This is a genomic window from Halorubrum sp. SS7, from assembly GCF_005435055.1.
Classification (GTDB): Archaea; Halobacteriota; Halobacteria; order Halobacteriales; family Haloferacaceae; genus Halorubrum; species Halorubrum salinarum.
On sequence record NZ_SGXV01000024.1, the window covers coordinates 1 to 22,022 of the forward strand.

General features: G+C 71.2%; 20 protein-coding genes and 1 pseudogene. 6 read left to right on the forward strand and 15 right to left on the reverse strand.

Going from position 1 to position 22,022, the window contains the following annotated elements; translation table 11 throughout:
* The 3 genes from EXE44_RS15370 to acs form a co-directional block, all read right to left on the reverse strand.
* On the reverse strand, positions 1 to 772 hold a 772-nt coding region (locus tag EXE44_RS15370; RefSeq protein WP_137717875.1), incomplete at its 3' end, for a tyrosine-type recombinase/integrase.
* A gap of 159 nt (positions 773 to 931) precedes the next feature.
* Positions 932 to 1,171 (reverse strand): DUF2061 domain-containing protein, encoded by a 240-nt coding sequence (locus EXE44_RS15375; protein WP_137717876.1) that lies wholly within the window; start codon positions 1,169 to 1,171, stop codon positions 932 to 934.
* A 68-nt stretch (positions 1,172 to 1,239) separates the two neighbouring features.
* Entirely contained in the window at positions 1,240 to 3,201 is a 1,962-nt protein-coding gene (acs, locus tag EXE44_RS15380; RefSeq protein ID WP_137717877.1) for an acetate--CoA ligase, read from the reverse strand.
* 252 nt (positions 3,202 to 3,453) lie between these two features.
* On the opposite strand from acs, the gene sfnG reads away from it, so the two are divergent.
* Positions 3,454 to 4,602, forward strand: a complete 1,149-nt coding sequence (sfnG, locus tag EXE44_RS15385; protein ID WP_137717878.1) for a dimethylsulfone monooxygenase SfnG — start codon at positions 3,454 to 3,456, stop codon at positions 4,600 to 4,602.
* Positions 4,599 to 5,198 carry an NADPH-dependent FMN reductase gene (locus tag EXE44_RS15390; RefSeq protein WP_137717879.1) on the forward strand — a complete coding sequence of 200 codons (600 nt, stop codon included), beginning with the start codon at positions 4,599 to 4,601 and terminating at the stop codon, positions 5,196 to 5,198. Before sfnG ends, EXE44_RS15390 begins: the two co-directional genes overlap by 4 nt.
* Positions 5,199 to 5,259: 61 nt before the next feature.
* Here the strand turns inward: EXE44_RS15390 and hflX are convergent, their stop codons facing one another.
* The 3 genes from hflX to EXE44_RS15405 form a co-directional block, all read right to left on the reverse strand.
* Positions 5,260 to 6,609 carry a GTPase HflX gene (gene hflX / locus EXE44_RS15395; RefSeq protein ID WP_137717880.1) on the reverse strand — a complete coding sequence of 450 codons (1,350 nt, stop codon included), beginning with the start codon at positions 6,607 to 6,609 and terminating at the stop codon, positions 5,260 to 5,262.
* Complete coding sequence (locus tag EXE44_RS15400) at positions 6,606 to 6,962, reverse strand: DUF2209 family protein (protein ID WP_137717881.1); 357 nt, start codon at positions 6,960 to 6,962, stop codon at positions 6,606 to 6,608. Before EXE44_RS15400 ends, hflX begins: the two co-directional genes overlap by 4 nt.
* A gap of 172 nt (positions 6,963 to 7,134) precedes the next feature.
* Positions 7,135 to 8,181: a low specificity L-threonine aldolase gene (locus EXE44_RS15405; protein WP_137717882.1), complete on the reverse strand. Its 1,047-nt coding sequence runs from the start codon at positions 8,179 to 8,181 to the stop codon at positions 7,135 to 7,137.
* A gap of 145 nt (positions 8,182 to 8,326) precedes the next feature.
* On the opposite strand from EXE44_RS15405, the gene EXE44_RS15410 reads away from it, so the two are divergent.
* Positions 8,327 to 9,853 carry a carboxypeptidase M32 gene (locus EXE44_RS15410; RefSeq protein ID WP_137717883.1) on the forward strand — a complete coding sequence of 509 codons (1,527 nt, stop codon included), beginning with the start codon at positions 8,327 to 8,329 and terminating at the stop codon, positions 9,851 to 9,853.
* A 28-nt stretch (positions 9,854 to 9,881) separates the two neighbouring features.
* On the opposite strand, the gene EXE44_RS15415 is transcribed toward EXE44_RS15410, so the two are convergent.
* From EXE44_RS15415 to trpC, 8 genes are all read right to left on the reverse strand, one after another.
* On the reverse strand, positions 9,882 to 10,685 hold the full coding sequence (locus EXE44_RS15415) for a CPBP family intramembrane glutamic endopeptidase (protein ID WP_137717884.1): 804 nt from the start codon (positions 10,683 to 10,685) through the stop codon (positions 9,882 to 9,884).
* Positions 10,686 to 10,773: 88 nt separating this feature from the next.
* Positions 10,774 to 11,388 (reverse strand): hypothetical protein, encoded by a 615-nt coding sequence (locus EXE44_RS15420; RefSeq protein ID WP_137717885.1) that lies wholly within the window; start codon positions 11,386 to 11,388, stop codon positions 10,774 to 10,776.
* 184 nt (positions 11,389 to 11,572) lie between these two features.
* Positions 11,573 to 12,073 (reverse strand): twin-arginine translocation signal domain-containing protein, encoded by a 501-nt coding sequence (locus EXE44_RS15425; protein WP_137717886.1) that lies wholly within the window; start codon positions 12,071 to 12,073, stop codon positions 11,573 to 11,575.
* Positions 12,074 to 12,211: 138 nt separating this feature from the next.
* Positions 12,212 to 13,384 carry a 3-dehydroquinate synthase II gene (locus EXE44_RS15430; protein ID WP_137717887.1) on the reverse strand — a complete coding sequence of 391 codons (1,173 nt, stop codon included), beginning with the start codon at positions 13,382 to 13,384 and terminating at the stop codon, positions 12,212 to 12,214.
* 90 nt (positions 13,385 to 13,474) lie between these two features.
* Positions 13,475 to 14,266 (reverse strand): 2-amino-3,7-dideoxy-D-threo-hept-6-ulosonate synthase, encoded by a 792-nt coding sequence (locus EXE44_RS15435; RefSeq protein ID WP_121562381.1) that lies wholly within the window; start codon positions 14,264 to 14,266, stop codon positions 13,475 to 13,477.
* Positions 14,267 to 14,345: 79 nt separating this feature from the next.
* Complete coding sequence (trpA, locus tag EXE44_RS15440; RefSeq protein ID WP_137717888.1) at positions 14,346 to 15,191, reverse strand: tryptophan synthase subunit alpha; 846 nt, start codon at positions 15,189 to 15,191, stop codon at positions 14,346 to 14,348.
* Positions 15,192 to 16,496, reverse strand: coding sequence for a tryptophan synthase subunit beta (gene trpB / locus EXE44_RS15445; protein WP_137717889.1), 1,305 nt, complete (start codon positions 16,494 to 16,496; stop codon positions 15,192 to 15,194).
* Complete coding sequence (gene trpC, locus EXE44_RS15450; RefSeq protein WP_137717890.1) at positions 16,493 to 17,323, reverse strand: indole-3-glycerol phosphate synthase; 831 nt, start codon at positions 17,321 to 17,323, stop codon at positions 16,493 to 16,495. Before trpC ends, trpB begins: the two co-directional genes overlap by 4 nt.
* A 131-nt stretch (positions 17,324 to 17,454) precedes the next feature.
* Here trpC and EXE44_RS15455 point away from each other — a divergent pair, with 131 nt between their 5' ends.
* A complete protein-coding gene (locus tag EXE44_RS15455; RefSeq protein ID WP_137717891.1) occupies positions 17,455 to 17,919 on the forward strand; it encodes an MGMT family protein in 465 nt (154 codons plus the stop codon).
* Positions 17,920 to 17,947: 28 nt separating this feature from the next.
* Here EXE44_RS15455 and cmk read toward each other — a convergent pair whose 3' ends face one another.
* Positions 17,948 to 18,562 (reverse strand): (d)CMP kinase, encoded by a 615-nt coding sequence (gene cmk / locus EXE44_RS15460; RefSeq protein ID WP_137717892.1) that lies wholly within the window; start codon positions 18,560 to 18,562, stop codon positions 17,948 to 17,950.
* A gap of 170 nt (positions 18,563 to 18,732) precedes the next feature.
* Here cmk and EXE44_RS15465 point away from each other — a divergent pair, with 170 nt between their 5' ends.
* Both EXE44_RS15465 and EXE44_RS15470 read left to right on the forward strand, forming a co-directional pair.
* Positions 18,733 to 21,666: an ATP-dependent helicase gene (locus tag EXE44_RS15465; protein ID WP_137717893.1), complete on the forward strand. Its 2,934-nt coding sequence runs from the start codon at positions 18,733 to 18,735 to the stop codon at positions 21,664 to 21,666.
* A 1-nt stretch (position 21,667) separates the two neighbouring features.
* Positions 21,668 to 22,022, forward strand: a pseudogene (locus tag EXE44_RS15470) (hypothetical protein); the annotation flags it as partial.

Sequence of the window (22,022 nt, forward strand, 5' to 3'; positions counted from 1 at the left end):
ACCGGAGAGCGACGCGCTCGGGTCGCTCGGCCCGCAGTTCTGAGCCGGAGCCGTCACGGACGGGGCGCCGGCGACGACCGACGGCCGCGGCGGGGGCCGCCGATCCCGGGTCGGCGAGCGCCTCGAACCCCGGGAGCGCGGTCGTTCCGCCCCGCTCCGCGGCCGCGTCGTCGGAACCCCCCTCGCCGGCCATGGCGGCCGCGAGCGCCTCCCCGTCGAGCGGGTCGAGGTACGGGTCGAGGGTGCTGAGCGACTCCCAGCCGCCGGCGTCGCGGACGGCCCGCGGGTCGACGCCGCGGTCCACGAGCTGGCGCCGGGCGAACGTCTTCCGGAGGGCGCTCGGGGTGACCCGCTCGTCGACCGCGCCGTCGGTTAGGCCGGCCGCCCGCGCCGCTGTCTCGCTCACGATCATCTGGACGCGCCGCGGCGAGACGTCGACGTACGGCTCGTCGTCGGCGAGCCCCTCGCTCGTCGCGTAGCGGTCGAGGTCGGCGGCCAGCGAGGCCGGGACCACGGTCTCGCGGTCGATCGGTTCGCCGCCGGACGCGGTCGACCCCCCGCTCGCGCCCTCGTCGCCGTCGGCCGCGGGCACCGCGAGGAGGCGCGCGCCGGCGACCGAGTCCGGCTCGCGCAGGTGTCGCGGGGCGACGCGGGTGATCTCTTCGGTCCGGAGGCCGGCCTCGCCCGCCAGCCTGACGACGAGCGCCGCGCGATACGTCTCCGCGGCGGTGACGAGCGCGTCGTAGGCGTCCGCGTCGAGGCCGTCGGCCATTCGTTTCGGAACTCAACAAGCAGCCGAAACAAAACTGTTCCGGATACCGAGCTTCAGAGAGTCGTTCGGTCCACTCAGTCGTAAGCTCCGCGCTAGTCGCCCGGGGAGCCCGACCCGCTGTTTCGTCTCACGCTCGGTAGCCGAAACGCCGCTCGCCGGTCACCCGGAGGGACTCACGCCCCAGGCGACGTGGTCCCACAGCCGCTCGTAGCCGTAGTAAGTGAGCGTCTTTACGGCGTTCGTCACGAAGCCGATGCTCGCCGCCTGACCGACGTCGCCGACGACGAGCCACGCGACCGCGACCGTGATCGTCACCATCAGCGCCCGGTAGCACAGCGTCTTGACCACCGCGCGGCGACGGGCGTGGATCGCGTCCGCCGCGAAGACGTTCGTTCCCATACCCTCGATACGGGCCCTACCGTCAAGTAACCACAACACGCTTCAGAGCGCGAAGAGAGAAACTGCTATCAGTTTCGCGTTTCTCGGACGGTCGACTCGATCTCGCCGACGACCTCGGGATTGCGGAGCGCGCTCACGTCGCCGAACTCCTCGCCGCGGGCGATGTCCTCCAGCAGCCGCCGCATGATCTTCCCGGAGCGCGTCTTGGGAAGCTCCGGGGTGAACACGATCCGGTCGGGGCGGGCCACGTCGCCGACGGCGCTCGCGAGTCGGTCGGCGATGGCGTCGCGCAGGCGCTCGTCGGGCTCGACGCCGCTCTTCGTCGTCACGTACGCGACGATCCGCCCGTCGTCGTCGCCGACGACCGCCGCCTCGGTCACGCCCTCGGCGTCGACGATGGCGGCCTCGAGCTCGCCCGTGTTGAACCGCTGCGCCCGGACGTTGATCACGTCGTCGACGCGCCCGAGGATCGTGACGTAGCCGTCCTCGTCGACGGTCGCGCCGTCGCCGGTGCGGTAGCGCCAGCCGTCCTCGCCGTTCAGCCAGTACTCGCGCAGGTAGCGCTCGTCGCCCTCGCGGAGCCCGCGCAGCATGCCGGGCCACGGCGAGGCGATGGTGAGGTAGCCCGACTCGCCGGGGTCGACCGGGTCGCCGTCCTCGTCGACGACGCGGGCGTCGATCCCGGGCAGCGGCGGCCCGACCTTCCCCGGCTTCATGGGCGTGACCCCGGGCAGCGTGGCGAGCGCGATGGCGCCGGTCTCGGTCTGCCACCAGGTGTCGACGACCGGCGCGTCCCCGCCGCCGACGTGCTCGCGGTACCAGCGCCACGCCTTCGGCGTGATCGACTCGCCGACCGTGCCGAGCAGGCGGATCGACGAGAGGTCGTGGGACTCGGGGTACTCCGCGCCCCACTTCATGAACGACCGGATCGCGGTCGGCGAGGTGTAGAAGACGCTCACCGCGTTGCGCTCGATCAGGTCCCAGACGCGGTCCCGGTCCGGGTAGTCGGGCGACCCCTCGTACAGCACGGTGGTCGTCCCGGTCGCGAGGGGGCCGTACACCCCGTAGGAGTGGCCCGTGATCCAGCCGATGTCGGCCGCGCACCAGTAGGTGTCGTCGGGCCGCACGTCCAGGACCGTCCGCGTCGTCCACGCGACGTGCGCGAGGTAGCCGCCCGTCGCGTGCTCGACCCCCTTCGGCCGCCCGGTCGTCCCCGAGGTGTACATCACGAAGAGCAGGTCGGTCGCGTCGCGGGCGACGGGCTCGACCGTCTCGCCGTCGTGCGCGGCCACGAGCGCGTCGTACTCGTGCTCGTCGTCGCCCAGCGAGACGGCGAGTTCGTCCCCGAGGCGGTCGACCACGACCGCGGCCGACAGCTCGCTCTCGGCGCGGATCCGGGCGTTGTCCGCCTTCGACTTCTGGTTGAAGGCGTCCTCGCGGCGGTAGTAGCCGTCGCAGGTGATCAGGTACTCGGAGTCGGCGGCGTCGATCCGCGTCGCGAGCGCCTCCGCGGACAGCCCCGCGAAGACGACGTTGTGCGGCGCGCCGATGCGCGCGCACGCCAGCATCGCGATCGGTAGCTCCGGGATCATCGGCAGGTACAGCGTGACCACGTCGTCCTCCTCGACGCCGAGGTCGCGGAGGCCGGCCGCGAGCGCGTTCACCTCGCGGTGGAGGTCGAGGTAGGTGTACGACCGCCGCTCGCCCCGCTTCCCGAACCACCGGATCGCGAGCTGGTTCCGGCGGTCGTCGAGGTGGCGGTCGACGCAGTTCGCCGACGCGTTCAGCTTCCCGCCGGTGAACCACTCGTAGAAGGGCGGCTCGGAGTCGTCGAGGACGGCGTCGTACCTCCGGTCCCACGTCAGGAGGTCGGCCGCCTCGCGCCACGCCTCGGGGCCCTCTCGCTCGAACCGCTCGTACACCGAGGGGTCGCTCGCGGCGGCCTCGGTCCGGAAGTCGGCCGGCGGCGGGACGGCGTCGTCGCCCACACCCCCGAACGCTCGCCACCCGTCGACTCCGCCGTCGTCCATGCCAGTATTTCGCAATCCAAGGAATGTATACTTTGTCCGGATCCCCGCCGGCTGAGGACAATTGAGCGCTCGCCTCGCGGACGTGATCGGCCCCCTGTCGAGTGGAACGACAGGGCGTCATTGCGGGCCGGCGGGCGGCGTCCCGTCCTTCTCGCGGATCCGAGAGAGCGTCAACCATTGCCGTCTCCGGGGAGCAACGCCATGACTCGCCACTACGCGGCCGCTTACCAGTAGACCGACCGGATGGGGTGTATGGACACCGAGTTTGCCTACTGGGTACCGAACGTCAGCGGCGGGCTGGTCGTCTCCGACTGGGAGATGGACACCGACTGGACGTACGAGTACAACCTCAAGTTGGCGCGGACGGCGGAGGAGGTCGGCTTCGAATACGCGCTCGCGCAGGCCCGTTTCTTCGGGAGCTACGGCGCCGACCGTCAGTTGGAGGCGCTGTCGACCGCGAACGCGCTGGCGGCCCAGACCGAGACCCTCCACGTCATCGGCGCCGTCCACCCCGGGCTGTGGGAGCCCGGCCCGCTGGCGAACTTCATCGCGACCGCCGACCGCATCAGCGACGGCCGCTTCTCGATCAACGTCGTGTCCGGCTGGTTCAAAGGCGAGTTCACCGGGTTCGGCCAGTCGTGGCTCGCTCACGACGAGCGGTACGCCCGGTCCGAGGAGTTCATCGAGGCGATGAAGGCGCTGTGGACGGAGGAGCGCGCCACGTACGACGGTCGGTTCTACACGATCGGCCGCGACATCGACGGCTTCGAGGGAGCGCCGCTCGAGCCGAAGCCGGTCCAGGAGCCGTACCCGCAGGTGTTCCAGGGCGGCAACTCGCAGGCGGCCCGGAAGATGGCCGCGCGCAACGCCGACGTGCTGTTCATCAACGGCGGGAGCCTCCAGGAGATCCGCGCCGTGATCGAAGACGTCGAAGAGTACGCCGCGGAGTTCGACACCGAACCGCCGCGGTTCGCGGCGAACGCCTTCGTCATCCAGCGCGACACCGAGGCCGCGGCGAAGGAGACGCTGGAGGGGATCATCGAGAACGCGACCGACGAGGCGGTCGAGGCGTTCAAAGAACAGGTGAAACAGGCCGGGCAGTCGTCCGCCGAGGGCGAGGGGATGTGGGCCGATTCCGACGTGGAGGACCTGGTCCAGTACAACGACGGGTTCAAGACCGGACTCATCGGGACCGACGACCAGATCGTCGAGCGGATCCGGAAGCTCGACGCGATCGGGATCGACATCGTGCTCGCCGGGTTCCTCCACTACGACGAGGAACTGGAGCGGTTCGGCGAGACGATCATCCCGCGGGTTGAGGAGGCCGAGCCGCTCGACGTCGACGATATCGACGGGGGCGACGAGGTCGAAGAGATCGCCGGGGCGCAGGTGGCGCGGTGACCGACGCGACCACCGTCCTCGGGATCGCGGGCAGCGTCTCGTCCGAGTCGAAGACCCGCAGCGCGGTGGAGACCGCGCTCGAAGCGGCCGAAGCGGCGGGCGACGGGATCGAGACCGAGGTGCTCCACCTCGCGGAGTACGACCTCGTCACCGCGGACGGACGCGGGCTCGACGAGTACGGAGGGGACACCGCGGCCGCGCTCGAACGGATCGTCGCGGCCGACGCGTACGTCGTCGGCACGCCGGTCTACCGGGGCTCCTACTCCGGGGCGCTGAAGAACCTGCTCGACATGGTCCCGCGCGGCATGTGGCAGGCCGACGTCGCGCCGTTCGAGGACGCCGCGGTCGCGCTCGTCGCCACCGGCGCGACGGATCACCACTACCTCGCGGTCGATCAGGAGCTCCGACCCGCGTTCGCCTTCTTCGGCGCACACGTCGTCGGCGGCGCGTACGCGAGCGACGACGACTTCGAGTCCCGTGAGGTGGCGGACGACGCCGTCCGCGCGCGGCTGGAGACCCTCGGGGCCGCGACCGTCGACCTCGCGCGGGCGATACCGGAGAGCGACGCGCTCGGGTCGCTCGGCCCGCAGTTCTGAGCCGGAGCCGTCGCACCGCCCTCGCCGCGAACCGGTCCCGGCCGCGTCTTGAGGCGATCCCTTACGCCGATTCGGCGGGCGCGAGCTCGGCCGCCTTCGCCCGGGCGCGGGCGACGATCGACGGCTTCGCCTCGAATTCGACCGTCACCTGGTCGCCCGCGTACGTCTCCTCGGCGACGTACCCGTGGTCGTGGACCCACGAGACGAGGCTCATCGCGTCGTCGGAGACGGGGAGCACGAGCCGCTCGCGCTCCCAGTCCGGCAGTTCGTCCTCGACGCGGTCCCGGAGCTCGGCGACGCCGGCGCCCGTCTTCGCCGAGACGGCGATCGGGTCCGGCGCCACGCCCGAGAGCGCGCCGCGCTTCTCCGCCAGCTCGCCGGGCGCCAGCCGGTCGACCTTGTTGAACACGGTGACGACCGGCGCCTCGTTGCGCTCGTAGAGGGTGTCGTGGCTCGTGACGAGCTTCTCGCGCATCTCCGCGACCGGCTCGCTCGCGTCCACGACGAGCAGCACGAGGTCGGCCCGGTAGACGGAGTCGAGCGTCGACTCGAACGACTCGACCAGCCAGTGGGGGAGGTCCGAGATGAACCCGACCGTGTCGGTGAGGAGCACGTCGCGCTTCTCCATCTCGGCCCGGCGGGTCGTGGTGCCGAGCGTCGTGAACAGCATGTCCTGCGACTCGGCGGTGGTGTCGAGGTCGCGGTGTCGGTCGTCGTTCTCGTCGACCGCCAGCTCGTCGGCGAGCCGGCGCATCAGCGTCGACTTCCCTGCGTTGGTGTACCCGGCGAGCGCGACCAGCTCGAAGCCGGAGTCGCGGCGCTGCTCGCGGCGCGCCTCCTCCTTCTCCGCGATCGATTCGAGCTCGTCGCGGATCTCCGATATCTGCCGTTTGATGTCGCGCTCGACGCTCTCGTCGTACTCGCCGAGCCCCATGAACCCGGGGCGCTCGTCGCGCTTCGCGAGGCTCGCCTTCGCCTCCGCGCGCGGCAGCTCGTAGCGGAGCTCCGCCAGCTCGACCTGGAGCTGCGCCTTGCGGGTGTTCGCGCGCTGGCCGAAGATCTCGAGGATGAGCGTGAACCGGTCGACGACCTCGACGCCCTTGGGGAGCTCCCCGCCGATGTTGAACGTCTGGTACGGCCCCACGTCGTTGTCGATGATGACCGCCTCGGCGTCGGTCTGACGGACCAGGTCGCGCAGCTCTGCGACCTTCCCCTCGCCGAACATGAAGGCGGCGTCCTCCGTGCGCGTCTGGGTGAGCTCGCCGACCACCTCGTACCCCGCGGCGGCGGCGAGCTGGGATATCTCCGCGAGGTCGGCCTCGCCCGAGTCGACGCGCTTCGCGACGACCGCGCGGCGCCGCTCGGTCCGCGGCTCGGCGTCGCCGTCCGCGTTCCCGGCGCCCCCGCTCATCGGAGGAGGTCGCGCGCGGCGTACGCGGCGTGGTGTGCTGCCTGCACTGTCTCGCGCTCGCCTATGCTCTCGACGTATTTAAACTCGGGCTGAAAGCTCAGGCCGACGCGGGCTGCCGGCTCCTCGTAGAACTCGCCGCCTTCCGCGACGACCGGCCCCTCCGGCGGCGTCGGGAGGTCGCCGACCGCCTCCGCGGCGAGCGCGACGGTCGCCTCCAGCGTCGGGCCCTCGCGCGCCGTGGCGAAGCCCATCCCCTCGACCGACCGGATCCGCGAGGAGTCGATCCGCGCGTGGACCGCGGCCGCGACCATCAGGTACTCGCCGTCCTCCTCGTGGCGGCCGCTGATGTCCACGCCGACGACCTCAGGGGCGGGCGCCGTTCACCACGGTTCGACCGGCTCGGGTTCGCGGGGCGGCCCATCGTGCGTCCATGATCCGCCGTAGGTCGCCCGCCGAATTGAACGTTTCCGTGCGGACCTCCGCCGCGGACCTCACCGCTCGGTGCCCGCGGACCGGCGCGCCGCGTCAGTCCCGCAGCTCGTCGACGACGGCCGCGATCCGGTCGACCGCCTCGTCCACGTCCGCCTCGTCGACGTCGAGGTGGGTGGTGAACCGCGTCGCGTAGTCGTCGAACTCGACGCAGCCGACGCCCGCCTCCTTACAGGCCGCGTAGAGCGACTCGGCCGGGATCCCGGCCGCCTCCGTGTTCGCGACGACGATGTTGGTGTCGGGCGCGGGCGCGTCGACGCCGTCGAGCGCGTCCAGCCCGGCCGCGAGCCGCTCCGCGTTGGCGTGGTCCTCGGCGAGGCGGTCGACGTTCTCCAGCGCGCGGAGCGCGGGCGCGGCGATCATGCCCGCCTGGCGCATCCCGCCGCCGAACAGCTTGCGGACGCGGCGGGCGTCCTCGACGAACGCCTCGTCGCCGGCGAGGATCGACCCGACCGGCGCGCCGAGCCCCTTCGAGAGACAGAAGGTGACGCTGTCGACGGGGGCGACGACCTCGCTCGCGTCGACGCCGAGCGCGACCGCGGCGTTGAACACGCGCGCGCCGTCGAGGTGGACCGGCACGTCGGCCCTGCGGGCGACATCGGCCGCGTCGGCGATCCGCTCGACCGGGACCGCGACCCCGCCGCGGTAGTTGTGGGTGTTCTCCAAGGAGAGCAGGCCCGTCCCGGGGCGGTGGAGGTCCTCGTCGACGAGCCCCTCGCGGACCGCGTCCGGGGTCGGGACGCAGCGCTCGCCGGCGTCGATCGTCCGCGTCTGGACGCCGGAGAGCTTGGCGGCGCCGGCCAGCTCCCAGCGGTAGATGTGCGACTCGCGCTCCAGGAGGAGCTCCTGGCCCGGCTCCGTGTGGGCGTGGACCGCGATCTGGTTCGCCATCGTCCCGGAGGGGACGTACAGCGCGGCCTCGGTGCCGACCGCCTCGGCCGCGCGCCGTTCGAGCTCGTTGACCGTCGGGTCGTCGCGGTACACGTCGTCGCCGACCTCGGCGGTCGCGGCCGCCTCGCGCATCTCGGCCGATGGCTTCGTGACGGTGTCGGACCGCAGGTCGATGAAGTCGTCGTCGGGCATCCGTTACCCGTCCTACCGCGGCGGCGGGCATATATCCCGCGCTCGGCGAACGCGCTCGGCGAGAGGGAATTCCGGCGGCTCCGCGCGGCGAGCGAGGGGTTCCGAGTTCGGTCCCTTCTTAACGTGCGCGGCCGATCCGTGACGTATGGCAACGGAAGCCGCGCCAGACGACGCAGCGAACGCACCGGACGCCTACGACGCCCTCCTCGACCGCGTCGAGCGGTGGAACGCGGTCGGCAGCGCCTCCGGCGTCCTCGGCTGGGACCAGCAGGTGATGATGCCCGAGGGCGGCACGCCCGCCCGCTCGAAGCAGCTCTCGGCGCTCTCCTCGGTCCACCACGACATGGTCACCGACGACGAGACGGGCGAGCTGCTCGACGAGCTCGACGACGCCGACCTCACCGACGAGCAGGAAGCGGTCGTCCGCGAGGTCCGCCGCGAGTACGAGCGCGCCGACGCCGTCCCGGTCGAACTGGTCGAGGAGATATCCGAGACCGGCTCCGAGGCGCTCCAGGCGTGGGAGGAGGCGAAGGCAGAGGACGACTTCGATGAGTTCGCCCCGTACCTGGAGAAGCACGTCGAGCTGAAACGCGAGTACGCCGAGCACATCGACCCCGACCGCGACCCCTACGAGGTCCTCTTCGAGGAGTTCGAGCCGTGCCTCTCGATGGAGCGCGCCGAGTCGATCCTCACGGAGCTCCGCGAGGCGCTCGTCCCGATGATCGAGGACATCCGCGAGTCCGACGTGGAGCTCGCGGTCGACACCTTCGAGGGCACCTTCTCGGAGGACGAGCAGGAGGCGCTCTCCCGCGACGCGCTCGAACTCGTCGGCTACGACTTCGACCGCGGCCGCCTCGACGTCTCCTCGCACCCGTTCACGTCGGGCAACCAGTTCGACTGCCGCGTGACGACCCGGTTCGACGAGGAGGACCCGCTCGGCGCGGTCGGCTCGACCATCCACGAGTTCGGCCACGCGCAGTACAACCTCGGGCTCCCGCAGGAGCACTTCGGCACGCCGCTGGGCGAGTCGCGCGACCTCTCGGTCCACGAGTCGCAGTCACGGCTCTGGGAGAACCACGTCGGGCGCAGCGAGGCGTTCTGGGAGGAGTTCCTCCCCGTCTTCCAGGAGCACTTCCCGCAGACCGAGGAGGCGACGGTCCGGGACGCTTACGAGGCGTTCAACCAGGTGTACGAGGACAACCTCATCCGCGTCGAGGCCGACGAGCTCACCTACCACCTCCACATCGTGATCCGGTTCGAGATCGAGCGCGACCTGATCCGCGGCGACCTCGACGTCGAGGACGTGCCCGAGGTCTGGAACGACAAGTACGAGGAGTACCTCGGCATCCGCCCCGACACCGACAGCGAGGGCTGCCTCCAGGACATCCACTGGAGCCACGGCAACTTCGGCTACTTCCCCACCTACTCGCTCGGCTCCGTGATGGCCGCCCAGCTCTTCGAGGCCGCCGAGGACGACATCGACGACCTCGACGCCAAGATCGCCGACGGCGAGTTCGGCGACCTCCACGGCTGGCTCGGCGAGAACGTCCACCGACACGGCTCCCGCTACGAGACGAACGAGCTCGTGAAGCGCGCGACCGGCGAGGACTTCTCGGCTGACGCCTTCCTCGACTACGTCGACGAGAAGTACGGCGAGCTGTACGGGACCTGAACCGGGAAGCAGGCCGCCCGCCCCGTTTTTACGAGAGCACCTGAACCAGCGACAGCGCCACGAGCGGCACGTGGAACGCCGCGTGCGCGACCATCGCCGCCTCGAGGCTGCGCCGCCAGTAGAGCCACCCGAACGCGACCCCGGCGACCGCGTTCAACAGCACCGTTCGCGCGACGAGCGTCGGCGTCAGCCCCACCGCCTGCGCCAGCGCCGGCAGGTGACCGACGCCGAACAGCACCGCCGAGACCCCGATCGCGGCCCACATGACTCCCGGTCCGGGCGCGTCGCCGCGGCGGCCGGCGAGGACCCACCCGCCGAGCGCGAGCGCGGACATGAGCCCGAACCGGAGCAGCAGTTCCTCCGTGACCCCGCCGTAGAGGAACCGGACCGGCGCGTACGCGAGCACGTCGACGACCGTCGGCCGCCCGGCGCCGATCGCCGACCTCGGCAGGTCGCGCGCGACGAGCGGCGCCAGCGCGACGTCGAGCGCGATCACGAGCAGGCTCCCGGCGACGCCGACCGCGACGGCGAGCCCGGCCTCGCCGCGGACCCGACCGAGCGCCCCGGCGTCGCCGCCCGCGCGGTCGAGGAGGTGCGAGCGCAGGCCGACCCGCGGGGTCGCGTAGGCGCCGATCAGACACGCGACGACGAGCAGCAGGAGCGGGTTGAGCCCGGAGAGGAGGGCGAGGAGCGGGCGGGACAGCCCCGGCGGGACGGCGGTCGGCGAGGTCGTGCGGTAGACGTACCACACGAGCGCGGCGACGCCGGGGAGGCCGGCCAGGAGCGCGACGCCGAACCGAGCGCGGAGGGAGGAGCGGAGTGTCGAGGCCATGCTCGGCTCGACGCCCGACGACGAGATAACGGTTCGGCCGCGTGTCAGCGCGTGCGACTGCGGGCGCGTCGGCCGCGCGGCGCTCCCGCTATCCGAGCCGGAAGCCGGTCATCAGGACGATCAGCGCGAGCATCACCGCGCCCTCGAAGAGCCCGACGACGAGGTTCTTCCTCTCGATCGATTCCAGTCGGTCGGCGTCCGGGTCGGGCGAGACCGTCTCGTAGTACGCGCTGAGGTGGAGCCGGTGGGGGACCGCGAGCCCGAACGCGAACAGCCCCCAGCCCAGCCCGAGTGCGAGCCCCGACCACGTCCCGCCGAAGCCGTACCCGAGCCCGACCTCGGGCGTCAACAAGACCGTCCCCGACAGCACCGTCGTCAGCGAGAAGCCGACGAGGAAGAACACCGCCTTCGGGATCAGCGTCCTGTTCACCGCGGCCGCGGCCGCCTCGTCGAGGCCGCCGAGCGTCGGGCCGATTATCGCGGGGAAGATCAGCGCGAACCCGAACCACACCGCGCCGGCCGCGACGTGCGTGTAGAAGAGCAGTTCGGTGCTTCCCAGCGCGAGGCTCGCGGCGAAGAAGGCCAGCGGCACGAGGAGGCTTCCGGCCGCGAACGCCGGGTTCGCGGCGCCCGCGAGGTGTTGAATCCGATCGATGAACCCCTGTTCGGCGACGCGACGGTTTCCCTCGTTAGCAACTGCCATGCGGTAAGATCACATGTCGACGGAAAATGATTTGTGGTCGATACGATCGCGGCCAGTCCCCCGCGCTCTCGACCGCTCGGAGCAAGGGACCACGAATGTCGGGGCGAATGCCGCGGGCACCGATCCGGTCGCACGAGCGAGCACACCCCTCCTGTTCGGCGGCGGAAGCCGGTTGCCGAAACCCTCACGGGGTATTGACGCTCGATACGCCCCACGAAAATCCCCCGCCATCTGATACCCGACCGATCAACTTCCGACCCGCGGTTTCGGCGTTGCGACGGACCGGTTTGTACACGGTTCTCGCGAGGTCTTCTCCGGGATACTCTCCGTCGAGCGTGAAGCGAATATCGTACCACACCTCCGAGACGAACACGGACTCGTAAGTCCGCGTTTGCCCGGGTTCGAGAACCGCCGTCACGGTTAGATCCCGTTCCGGGACCGCGGCGTCGGGGGTTCCGGTGACGGTGTCATGTTCCTCCACTCGCCTCGTGACCGCCGTCCCCACGTCGAGTACTTCCAGCGCGATCTCGTGTGGGACGGAGTGGCGGTTGCGAAGCAGTAAACTCCCGGCAGGTGGAGTCTGAGGGGAACCGGTCGGACCGAGTTTGGAACAGCCCACGACCGAGACGCTCGCTCCCGTTACGCCAACGGCTTTCAGGAGCGAACGTCGAGAGAAGGAGGGCATACACCGGTTTTCGTCCCTGTGTTTTGTAATTTCTTTGATTACTTTTTCGACGGGGAGTGGTTTGGTCTCACCGGGCAGCCGTTTTGACCGGGGGAAGAGTCCGACGGCTCCGCCGCGTTCACGGGGGGCCCGGCTCGCTTACTTCTCGATGATGCTCTCTTCGACAGCCTCGCCGAAGTGGCGCGCCACGTCCTCGTAGAAGACGAGCGCCTCGTCGCCCGGCTCCACCTCGGTGACGGCCTTCCGCCCCTCGCTCGTGGCGATCTTCACAGTCTCGGCGTTCTGGATGAGCGTCTCGATGCGGTCGGTGCCGTCGTCGGTCTCAACCTCCGCCTGGATCCGGAACATCGGGCGCTTCTCGATCTTCACCCGACCCACCACGGCCTCGCGGGTGTGCCCGTCGGTGTCGACGACCTGGACCTCGTCGCCGCTCGACAGCTCCGCGAGGTAGTTGGTGCCGCCCTCGGGGTTGCGGACGTACGCGTGGACCGCGCCCGCGTTCACGCGGAACGGGCGCGACTCGACGTACGGCGACTCCGCGGTCTCCGCGTGGACGAAGAAGAGCCCGCGCGACATCGAGCCGACCAGCATCCCCTCGCTGTCGTCCATCAGCGACCCGGTGTCGATGCAGACGCGGTCCGCCATCCCGGTCTGCTCGATCTCTGTCACCTCGGCGTGCCGGAGGTCGAGCGTCTCGCGGTCGGCCGCATCGCGGGCCTCGACCGCGCCGCGGATCTCGTCGGGGGAGTCGGAATCGAGGAGGACGCCGTCGGCGCCGATCTCCAGCGTCTCGAAGGCGGTCCGGGCCTCCGCGGCGGTCGTCGCGCCCGCGACGAGGTGGGTCTCCTCGCCGACGCGGGCGATGAGGTTCTCCAGGGGGATGATCGACCAGTCCTCGCCGACGACCACGGTGAACTCGGCGTCGTCGGCCGCGGCCTCGGCGAACGCCTCGTACTCCGTGCCGAGGACGCGGACGTACGCGCCCTGCGCGCGGTCGTCGCGGCGGCGCAGCGTGGTCAGGTCGGCCGACCCGGAGAGGTCGTCGGGCATGTCGATCGTCCCGTCGCCCTCGCCGCCCTTCCCGACGAAGTACGCGTCCGCCTCCGCGTCGCTCTCGGCGTCGTCGATCACGTCGGCGTCCGACCGGAACGCCGCCACGTTCACGTCGCCGAGCTCCCGGACGCGCCCCACGTCGCCCTCGTCGACGAGGACCCAGTCCGCCCCGGCCTCGATGGCGGCCGTGACCCGTCGCTTGCGCGCCTCCCAGTCGCCGACCGCGCCGTCGGCTTTGACCCAGACCGTGCGTGTCATTACCGACACCTCACGGCGCGCCGGCTTGAAAACTGCGAAAGGAACAGTCGCGTGCGCCCGACCGCGGCCCCGCGGTCGCGGGGGCGGACCTCAGGCCTCGACGAACCCGCCCGCCCGCAGCGCCTCCTCGACGGCGGCGTCGTCGTGGACCACCGCGGAGACCGCGCGGGCGATCCCCTCGGGGTCGTCGTGCTGGAAGATCGACCGCCCCATCGAGACGCCCGCCGCCTCGCCGTCCATCGCGCCGCGGACCATCTCGACCGTCTCGCGGTCGGTCCCCTTCGAGCCGCCGGCGATGACCACCGGCAGGCGGGTCGACTCCGTGACGCGCTCGAAGGAGTCGCCGTCGCCGGAGTAGCCGGTCTTCACCACGTCGGCGCCCAGTTCCTCGGCGAGCCGGACGGCGTGGCCGAGCGCCTCCGGATCGCTCTCGTCGACGCCGGGGCCGCGCGCGTACGCCATCGCGAGGACGGGGAGGCCGAGCCGCTCGGCGTCGGCGGTCAGCTCCGCGAGCTCCTCGATCTGGTCCGGCTCGTGGTCGGAGCCGACGTTGATGTGGAAGGAGACGGCGTCGGCGCCCGCGCGGACCGCGTCCTCCGCGGTGCCGGTGACGCGCTTGTCGCTCTCGTCCGGCCCGATCGTCGTCGACCCGTTGAGGTGGACGATGTAGCCGGCGTCGTTCTTGTTCTCGTGGACGCGGGGCGCGATGCCGCGCTGCGTGAGCACGGCGTCCGCGCCGCCGCTCGTGACGCCGTCGATCGTCGACTCGATGTCGACGAGGCCCTGGACGGCGCCCATCGTGATCCCGTGGTCCATCGGGACGATGAGGTATCGGTCGTTCGTGGAGATGCGGTCGAGTCGTGCCGAGAGTCCTGCTGTCATTGTGAGGCGAGTGTTGTGTGAGAGTGTGGCAATCGGAGGTAAGTCGGTTTCGTTCGGGGAGGTATTAGTCCGTTTCTGGTCAGGCGGACTCGGCCGGCGTCGTCCGCGAGCGGTAGCCGCGCTCGGCGCCCTCCGTCAGTTCGCGGGAGAGCGCCTCCAGCCGGTCGGCGACCTCGTCGGTCGACAGGTCCTCGGCGACGCCCTCGGCGACCACGTCGACGAGCGCAGAGCCGACGATGATCCCGTCGGCGCCGCCCGCGACGATGCGCTCCGCGTGCTCGCCCGTCGAGATGCCGAACCCGACCGCCTTCGGCACGTCGTACTCGCGGAGCCGGTCGAGGCTCTCGGTCGTCTGGTCGGAGACATCGTCGCGGGCGCCGGTCGTCCCCAACCGCGCCTGGACGTAGACGTACCCGGAGACGTTCTCCATCATGCGGTCGAGCCGGTCGCCGCGCGTCGTCGGCGCGACGATGAAGACGAGGTCGAGCCCGAACTCGTCGCACGCCTCGCGCAGCGGGTCCGCCTCCTCGGCCGGGAGGTCCGGGACGACGAGCCCCTCGATCCCCGCGGCCGCCGCCCGCTCGACGAACGGCCGGGGGCCGGTCTCGTCGCCGTACTGGTAGATGAGGTTGTAGTACGTCATACACACCAGGGCGGCGTCGACGTCGAGATCCTCCGCGAACGCGAAGAAGCGCTCGGGCGTCATCCCCGCGTCGAGGGCGCGGACGAGCGCCTCCTGGATCGTCGACCCCTCGGCGATCGGCTCGGAGAACGGGAGGCCGAGCTCGATCACGTCGGCGCCGCCGCGGTCGAGCGCCTCGACGTACGCCTTCGACGACTCGTAGTCGGGGTCGCCGACGACGAGGTACGGGACGTAGGCGGGGCCGTCCGCGAACGCAGCGGCGATGGCCTCGGAGTTGCCCATCTACATCCCCCCCGTGAACATCGACATGTCCGGCGCGTTCGGCACGTCGCGCTGGTCGGTCTCCTCGATGGCGGCGTCGAGGTCCTTGTCGCCGCGCCCGGAGACGTTGACGACGACCCGCTCGCCGAGGTCCTCGTGGTGCTCCTCCAGGTAGCCGAACGCGTGGGCGGTCTCTAACGCGGGGATGATCCCCTCCGTGTTCGAGAGCCGGTGGAACCCCTCCAGCGCGGCGTCGTCGTCGACGGCGACCGGGTCCACGCGCCCCTCGTCGACGAGGTACGCGAGCTCCGGGCCGACGCCGGCGTAGTCGAGCCCGGAGGACACCGAGTGGCTCTCCATGATCTGCCCGTCGGAGTCCTGGAGCAGCTTCGTCCGCGCGCCGTGGAGGACGCCCTCCTCGCCGGCGAACAGCGACGCCGAGTTGGGCGCGACGCCCGCCTCCTCGTCGACTTCGAGCGTGGACCCCCCGGCCTCGACCGCGTGGAGCGCGACCGACTCGTCGTCGACGAAGTCGGCGAACGCCCCCATCGTGTTCGAGCCGCCGCCCGCGCAGGCGACCACGTCGGTGGGGAGCCCGCCGGTCTTCTCGATGGCCTGCTCGCGGGCCTCCTCGGAGATGACCGCCTGGAAGTCGCGGACCATCACCGGGAAGGGGTGCGGGCCGACGATCGACCCGATCACGTAGTGGGTGTCCTCGACGGTGGCCGCCCAGTCGCGCATCGTCTCGGAGATGGCCTCCTTCAGCGTGCCGCGCCCGGTGGTGACGGGCTTGACCTCCGACCCGTTGAGCTTCATCCGGAACACGTTGGGGCGCTGGCGGTTGATGTCGCGCTCGCCCATGTAGATCGTACAGGGCATGTCGAGGTGCGCCGCCGCCATCGCGGTCGCGGTGCCGTGCTGGCCGGCGCCGGTCTCCGCGATGATGCGCTCCTTGCCCATGTACTTCGCGAGCAGCACCTGCCCGAGCGCGTTGTTCAGCTTATGGGCGCCGCCGTGGAGCAGGTCCTCGCGCTTGAGGTACACCTCCGTGTCGTAGCGCTCCGAGAGCCGGCCGGCCCGCTGGAGCGGCGTCGGGCGCCCGCCGAAGTCCGCGAGGCGCTCGCGGAACTCGTCCATGAACCCGTCCTCGTTGTTCAGCACGTAGCGCTCGTAGGCGTCGGCCAGCTCCTCGATCGCCGGCATCAGCGCCTCAGGGACGTACTGGCCGCCGTAGCGGCCGAACTTTCCGTCCTCGCGGCCGCGCTCGCGGCCGGGGCGTCGCGAAAGCTCTCCAACCTCGCTCGTCGATGATTCGGTTTCGCTCATGTGGGTGTCTCCGTGGTGTCGGTCGCGTCGTGGGGTGTCGGGTCCGCGTCGTCGTCCGCCTCCGCCCGCGTCAGTTCGCGCGTGTTCGCTTCCACGTCGCCGTCCATGATCGCGCTGCCGACGAGCAGGGCGTCGGCGCCCGCCGCCCGCATCCGGCGCGCGTCGGCCGGGCTCTCTATCCCGCTTTCGGCGATCAGCGTCACGTCGTTCGGGACGTGGGGCGCCACGGACTCGAAGGTTCCGAGGTCCACGACCAGCTCCGCGAGGTCGCGGTTGTTGACGCCGACCGTCGTCGCGCCCGCGTCGAGCGCGCGCTCCAGCTCGTCGCGGTCGTGGACCTCGACGAGAACCTGGAAGCCGCGGTCGCGGGCGGCGGCGAGCAGGTCGGGGAGGTCGTCCCCGACGAACCGGGCGATCAGGAGGACAACGTCGCTCTCGACGGCGTCCAGCTGCGCCTCCTCGACGACGAAGTCCTTGCGCAGCACCGGCACGTCGACGGCCTCGCGCACCCGCTGGAGCGTGTCGACGCTCCCCCCGAAGTGCTCCGGCTCGGTGAGCACGCTCAGTGCGGCCGCCCCGCCGGCGACCATCCCCTCGGCGAGCGCGACGGGGTCGTCCTCGCGGCTGCCCTCGGTCGTCGGGCTCGTCGGCTTCACCTCGGCGATCACCGGGACGCGCCCGTCGGCCTCGGCCCGCTCGAACGCGGCCGCGAGGTCGCGGGGCGAGACCGAGGCGGTGTCGCCCGATCTCGCCGCCGCCTCCGCGCGCTCCCGTGCGGCGGACAGGATCGACCTGACCGCCGGCGCCAGCTCGTCTGGATCGTCCATTACTATACACTAATGTACGTATCTGTTCATAAGGCTTGCGGGGACCTGGCCGACTCGCTCAGCATCCGGGCGAGGGTACGACTCGGTCAGACGGGGGATATTTTAAGTGATCGACCCGACCAATGAAGGGTATGAGTATGGCGGGCACCTCGGGCGTCTTCGCCCGGGAGTTCGACCAGATCGGCCGGACGGTTCAGGTCGGGTTCGCCGGCGGTCGCGTCATCTCGGTGTCGTTCCCCGCCGAGCCGCCGGGAGACGCCGACGGCGACCACGACCTCCTCGACCGGATCGGCGCGTACCTCGGCGGCGAGCGCGACGAGTTCACCGAGGTGGCGCTCGGCCTCACGGTCCCGACCGACCAGCGCGAGGCGCTGGAGGCGCTCCGCAACGTCCCGTACGGTGAGGAGGTGTCGGTGAGCCGCCTCGCCCGGCTCGCCGGGTTCGACCCCGACGACGCCGACGACGTGGCCACCGTGCGGGGCGCGCTGAACGACAATCCCGTCCCCGTGTTCCTCCCGGACCACCGGGTGAGCGGCGGGCCGTACGCGACGCCCGGCGAGGTCCGGCGCGCGCTCCGCCGCGTCGAAGGCTTGTAGCCCGGACGGCGCCGCCGCGGACGGCCGATCAGATCTCGAAGTCGGGCGTGTCGAACGCGCCCTCGTCGGCGTCGACGTCGTAGCGTTCGATGCCGGTGAGCGCCAGGTCCAGCGTGGCCTCGGCGTCCCACCGCCCCGTGTTGATCACCAGGTCGTAGATGGAGCGGTCGCTCAGGTCGATGTCGTAGTAGGACTTGTAGCGCTGCTCCTCGATGACCTCGCGCACCTGCATCTCGGAGGTCATCTCCTCGCGGTCGGCCGTGCGGTCCGCGCGGACCTCGTCGGGCGCGTCGAGCCAGATCCGGATGTCGGCGCGGTTGCCGGCGATCCAGCCCGCGAGCCGCGACTCCAGCACGAACGCCTTGTTCGCCGTGCCCCACTTCTCGGCGATCCGGCGGAGCCGGCGGTCGAGCGCACGGTCGATCTCCTCGGACTCGCCGGTCTCGGCGATGAGCTGGGAGAGGCTCATCTCCCGTTCGGCGGCGATCTCGCGGAACAGCTCGCCGCCGGAGACGTAGCCGCAGTCGAGCGACTCGGCGATGCCCTCGACGAGGGTCGTGGCCCCGCAGCCCGGCGGGCCGGAGACGGTGACGAACAGGTTCCGGTCGATCCGTCGGTCGGGCTCCGGCGAGGTGCCGCTCATACGTGTGCCGCCACGGAAGGCGGGCGGATAAACGGGTCGGTTCCGCGAATTTCCGCGGGCCCGACGGAGATAGGGTCGGTTCCGCGAATTTCCGCGGGCCCGACGGAGATAGGGTCGGTTCCGCGAATTTCCGCGGGCCCGACGCAACCGATTTCCCCCTCCGAGCCCTCGTGATCGCCGTGAGCGAGACCACGGACCGCGGCGACGAGGCGGCCGCGCGCGCCCTCCTCCGCGACGCGGTCGAGCGCGGCGCGATCGCGGACCCCGACTTCGACCCGGACGCGGTCCCGATCGCCGACGCCGACGTGCTCGCGCGGCTCTCGCCGCCGGTCCGGCGCTGGTGGGTCGATCGGTTCGGCGCGTACGTCGACGAGAACGGCGGGTTCTTCACGCCGCCGCAGCGCGAGGCGATCCCCCGCGTCGACGACGGGGAGAACTGCCTCGTCGCGGCACCGACGGGCAGCGGGAAGACGCTGGCCTCGTTCCTCGCGGTCCTCGACGACCTCTTCGCGCGCGACCGCGCCGACGACCTCGACAACGCCGTCTACTGCCTGTACGTCTCGCCGCTGAAGTCGCTCGCGAACGACATCGAGCGCAACCTGGAGACTCCCTTGGAGGGAATCGGGGATGCGGTCGCCGCGGCCGAGGGCGACGACGCGGCGGGCGACGACGAGGCGTACGATCCGGGCGTCAGGCAGGCGATCCGCCACGGCGACACCTCGAAGGCGGACCGACAGGCGATGCTCTCCGAGACGCCGCACGTCCTCAACACCACGCCGGAGACGCTGGCGATCCTGCTCAACTCGCCGAAGTTCAAGGAGAAGCTCCGCACCGTCGAGTACGTGATCGTCGACGAGATCCACTCGCTTGCCGCGAACAAGCGCGGCACGCACCTCGCGGTGTCCTTAGAGCGGCTGACCGAGTTGACGCGGAACGGAGATAGAGGGAGCGAGGCCGAAATCACGCGGATCGGCTGTTCGGCGACCGTCGAACCGCTCGACGGTATCGCCTCCTTCCTCGTCGGGCGCGAGCGCGTCGCCGGCGCGGTCGGCGACGCCGAGGGGTTCGAGACGCGGGCCTGCGAGGTGGTCGACGCCCGGTTCGCGCGCGAGTTCGACCTCGAACTCCGAACGCCGGCCGCCGACCTGATCCACACGCCGCGGTCGGCGGTGACCGACCGCTTCTACGAGTCGCTTCACGAGCTGATCGAGTCCCACGAGAACACGCTGGTGTTCACGAACTCCCGGTCGGGCGCCGAGCGCACCCTTCAGGAACTCCGGCGCCGGTTCGACTACGACGAGTCGGACTCCGGCTGCCACCACGGGAGCCTCGGCGAGGCCCAGCGCACTCGCGTCGAGGAGGGGCTGAAGTCGGGCGAACTGGACGTGGTCACGACCTCGACGAGCCTGGAGTTGGGCATCGACATGCCGCACCTCGATCTCGTCGTCCAGGTCGGGTCGCCGAAGTCCGTCGCCGCGCTGCTCCAGCGCGTCGGCCGCGCGGGCCACAGCCCGGGCGAGACCGTCGAGGGCCGGGTGTTCGCGCTGGACCGCGACGAGCTGATCGAGTGCGCCGCGCTGCTCGCGCGCGCCGAGGAGGGGTTCGTCGACCGCGTGTTCCCGCCCGAGGGCGCGTACGACGTGGCCGCACAGCACGTCTACGGGATGGCGATAAACCGGATCCGCCCCGACCGCGAGGTCCGCGAGGTACTGCGCCGGGCGCACCCGTACCGCGGCTTCGACGACGCCGCGTACGAGCGGCTGTTCCGGTACCTCACCGGCGACTACGACGGGCTGGAGGACAAGAACGTCTACCCGAAGGTGTGGCGCGACGCCAACGACCCGCCCGACGGGGAGCACCACTACCCCGAATATCCGGTGGGCGAGACGCTCGTCGGGAAGCGCGGGCGGCTCGCGCGGGTGATCTACATGACGAACGTCGGAACGATCCCCGACTCGTTCACCTGCGACGTGTTCACGCGCGACGACGAGTGGGTCGGCACCCTCGACGAGTCGTACCTCGACACGCTGGAGTCCGGCGACGTGTTCGCGCTGGGCGGCGAGCGGTTCGCGTTCCGCTACCGGCGCGGCTCGAAGGTGTACGTCGACCGCACGAGCGAGCGCCCGACCGTCCCCTCGTGGTTCGCCGAGCGCCTGCCCCTCTCGGCGGACCTCGCCCGCGAGGTCCTCGACTTCCAGGCCGAACTCCTCGACCGCCTGACGGGGGACGGTCCGAACGCCGGCCCGGCGGCGGTCCGGGCGTGGCTCCGGCAGTTCCCCCTCGACGGGAACGCAGTCCGCGCGCTCGCCCGCATGTACGACGAGCAGGTGCGGTACGCGGGCGCGGACTCGGTCTCGACGCCCGACCGCCTCGTCGTCGAGGAAGAACTCGACCGGAGCGAGTACAAGCGGCGCTTCTACGTCCACTCGACCTACGGTCGCCGGTTCAACGACGGGCTCTCGCGGCTCGTCGCGGCCGCGGTCGCGAACCGGACCGACGCCAACGTCGCGGTGGCGGTCGCCGACCGCGGCTTCTCGCTGGCGCTCCCGCTGAACCGGAAGGTCGACGTGGCGGGGATACTGGCCGACCTCGACCCGGAGACGGTCCGCGAGGACCTGCGCGAAGCGGTCCAGGGGACGGACCTGATCCAGCGCTACTTCCGGATCAACGCCGGGCGCGCGCTCCTGATCCTGAAGCGGTACAAGGGGTACGAGAAGTCGGCCGCGGAACAGCAGGTCTCCGCCGAGATGCTGCTGTCGTTCGCGGCCGACTTAGAGGGGTTCGCCGTGTTAGAGGAGACGTACCGAGAGCTGCTGGAGGACCGGCTCGACGTCGACGGCATCCGCGAGGCGGTCGACCGGATCGCCGCCGGCGACCTCGCGGTCGAACACCGCGTCGTCGACTCGCCCAGCCCGCTCGCGTTCGGGCTCGCGACGCTGGTCGACTCCGACACCGTCATCGCCGACGACGAGTCCGCGGTCCTCCGCGAGTTCCACGCCCGCGTGATGGAGGAGATCGGGGAGACCCCGCGGAGCGCCGAGGCGGAAGCGGACGGCGAAGGCGACCCCGACGCCGGACCGCCCGCGGACGGGAGACCGGACTGAGATGCCGGCCCCCGATCCCTCCGCGGCCACGCCCGCTCGGCTCCGACGGCGGTTCGCCGGCGCCGTGGCGCTCGGCGCGCTCGGGCTGGCCGCGCTGTGGCGCCCGCTCGGGACGGCCTGGGTCCTCGCCGCGGTCGTTCCCGGCGCGTACCTCGCGGCGTACGCGCGGGCCAACCTCGCGGCGAACCGCGCGCCCGACGGAGAGGCCCCCGAGCCGCGGCTCGGCCCGGCGAACGCGATCACGCTGTTCCGCGGCTGGCTCGCCGTCGTCCTCGCGGTCGTCGATGGCCTCGAGGATCTAGTACTCGTACTCGAGGTCCTCGCCGGCCAGCGGGTGGTTGAAGTCGACGCGGGCG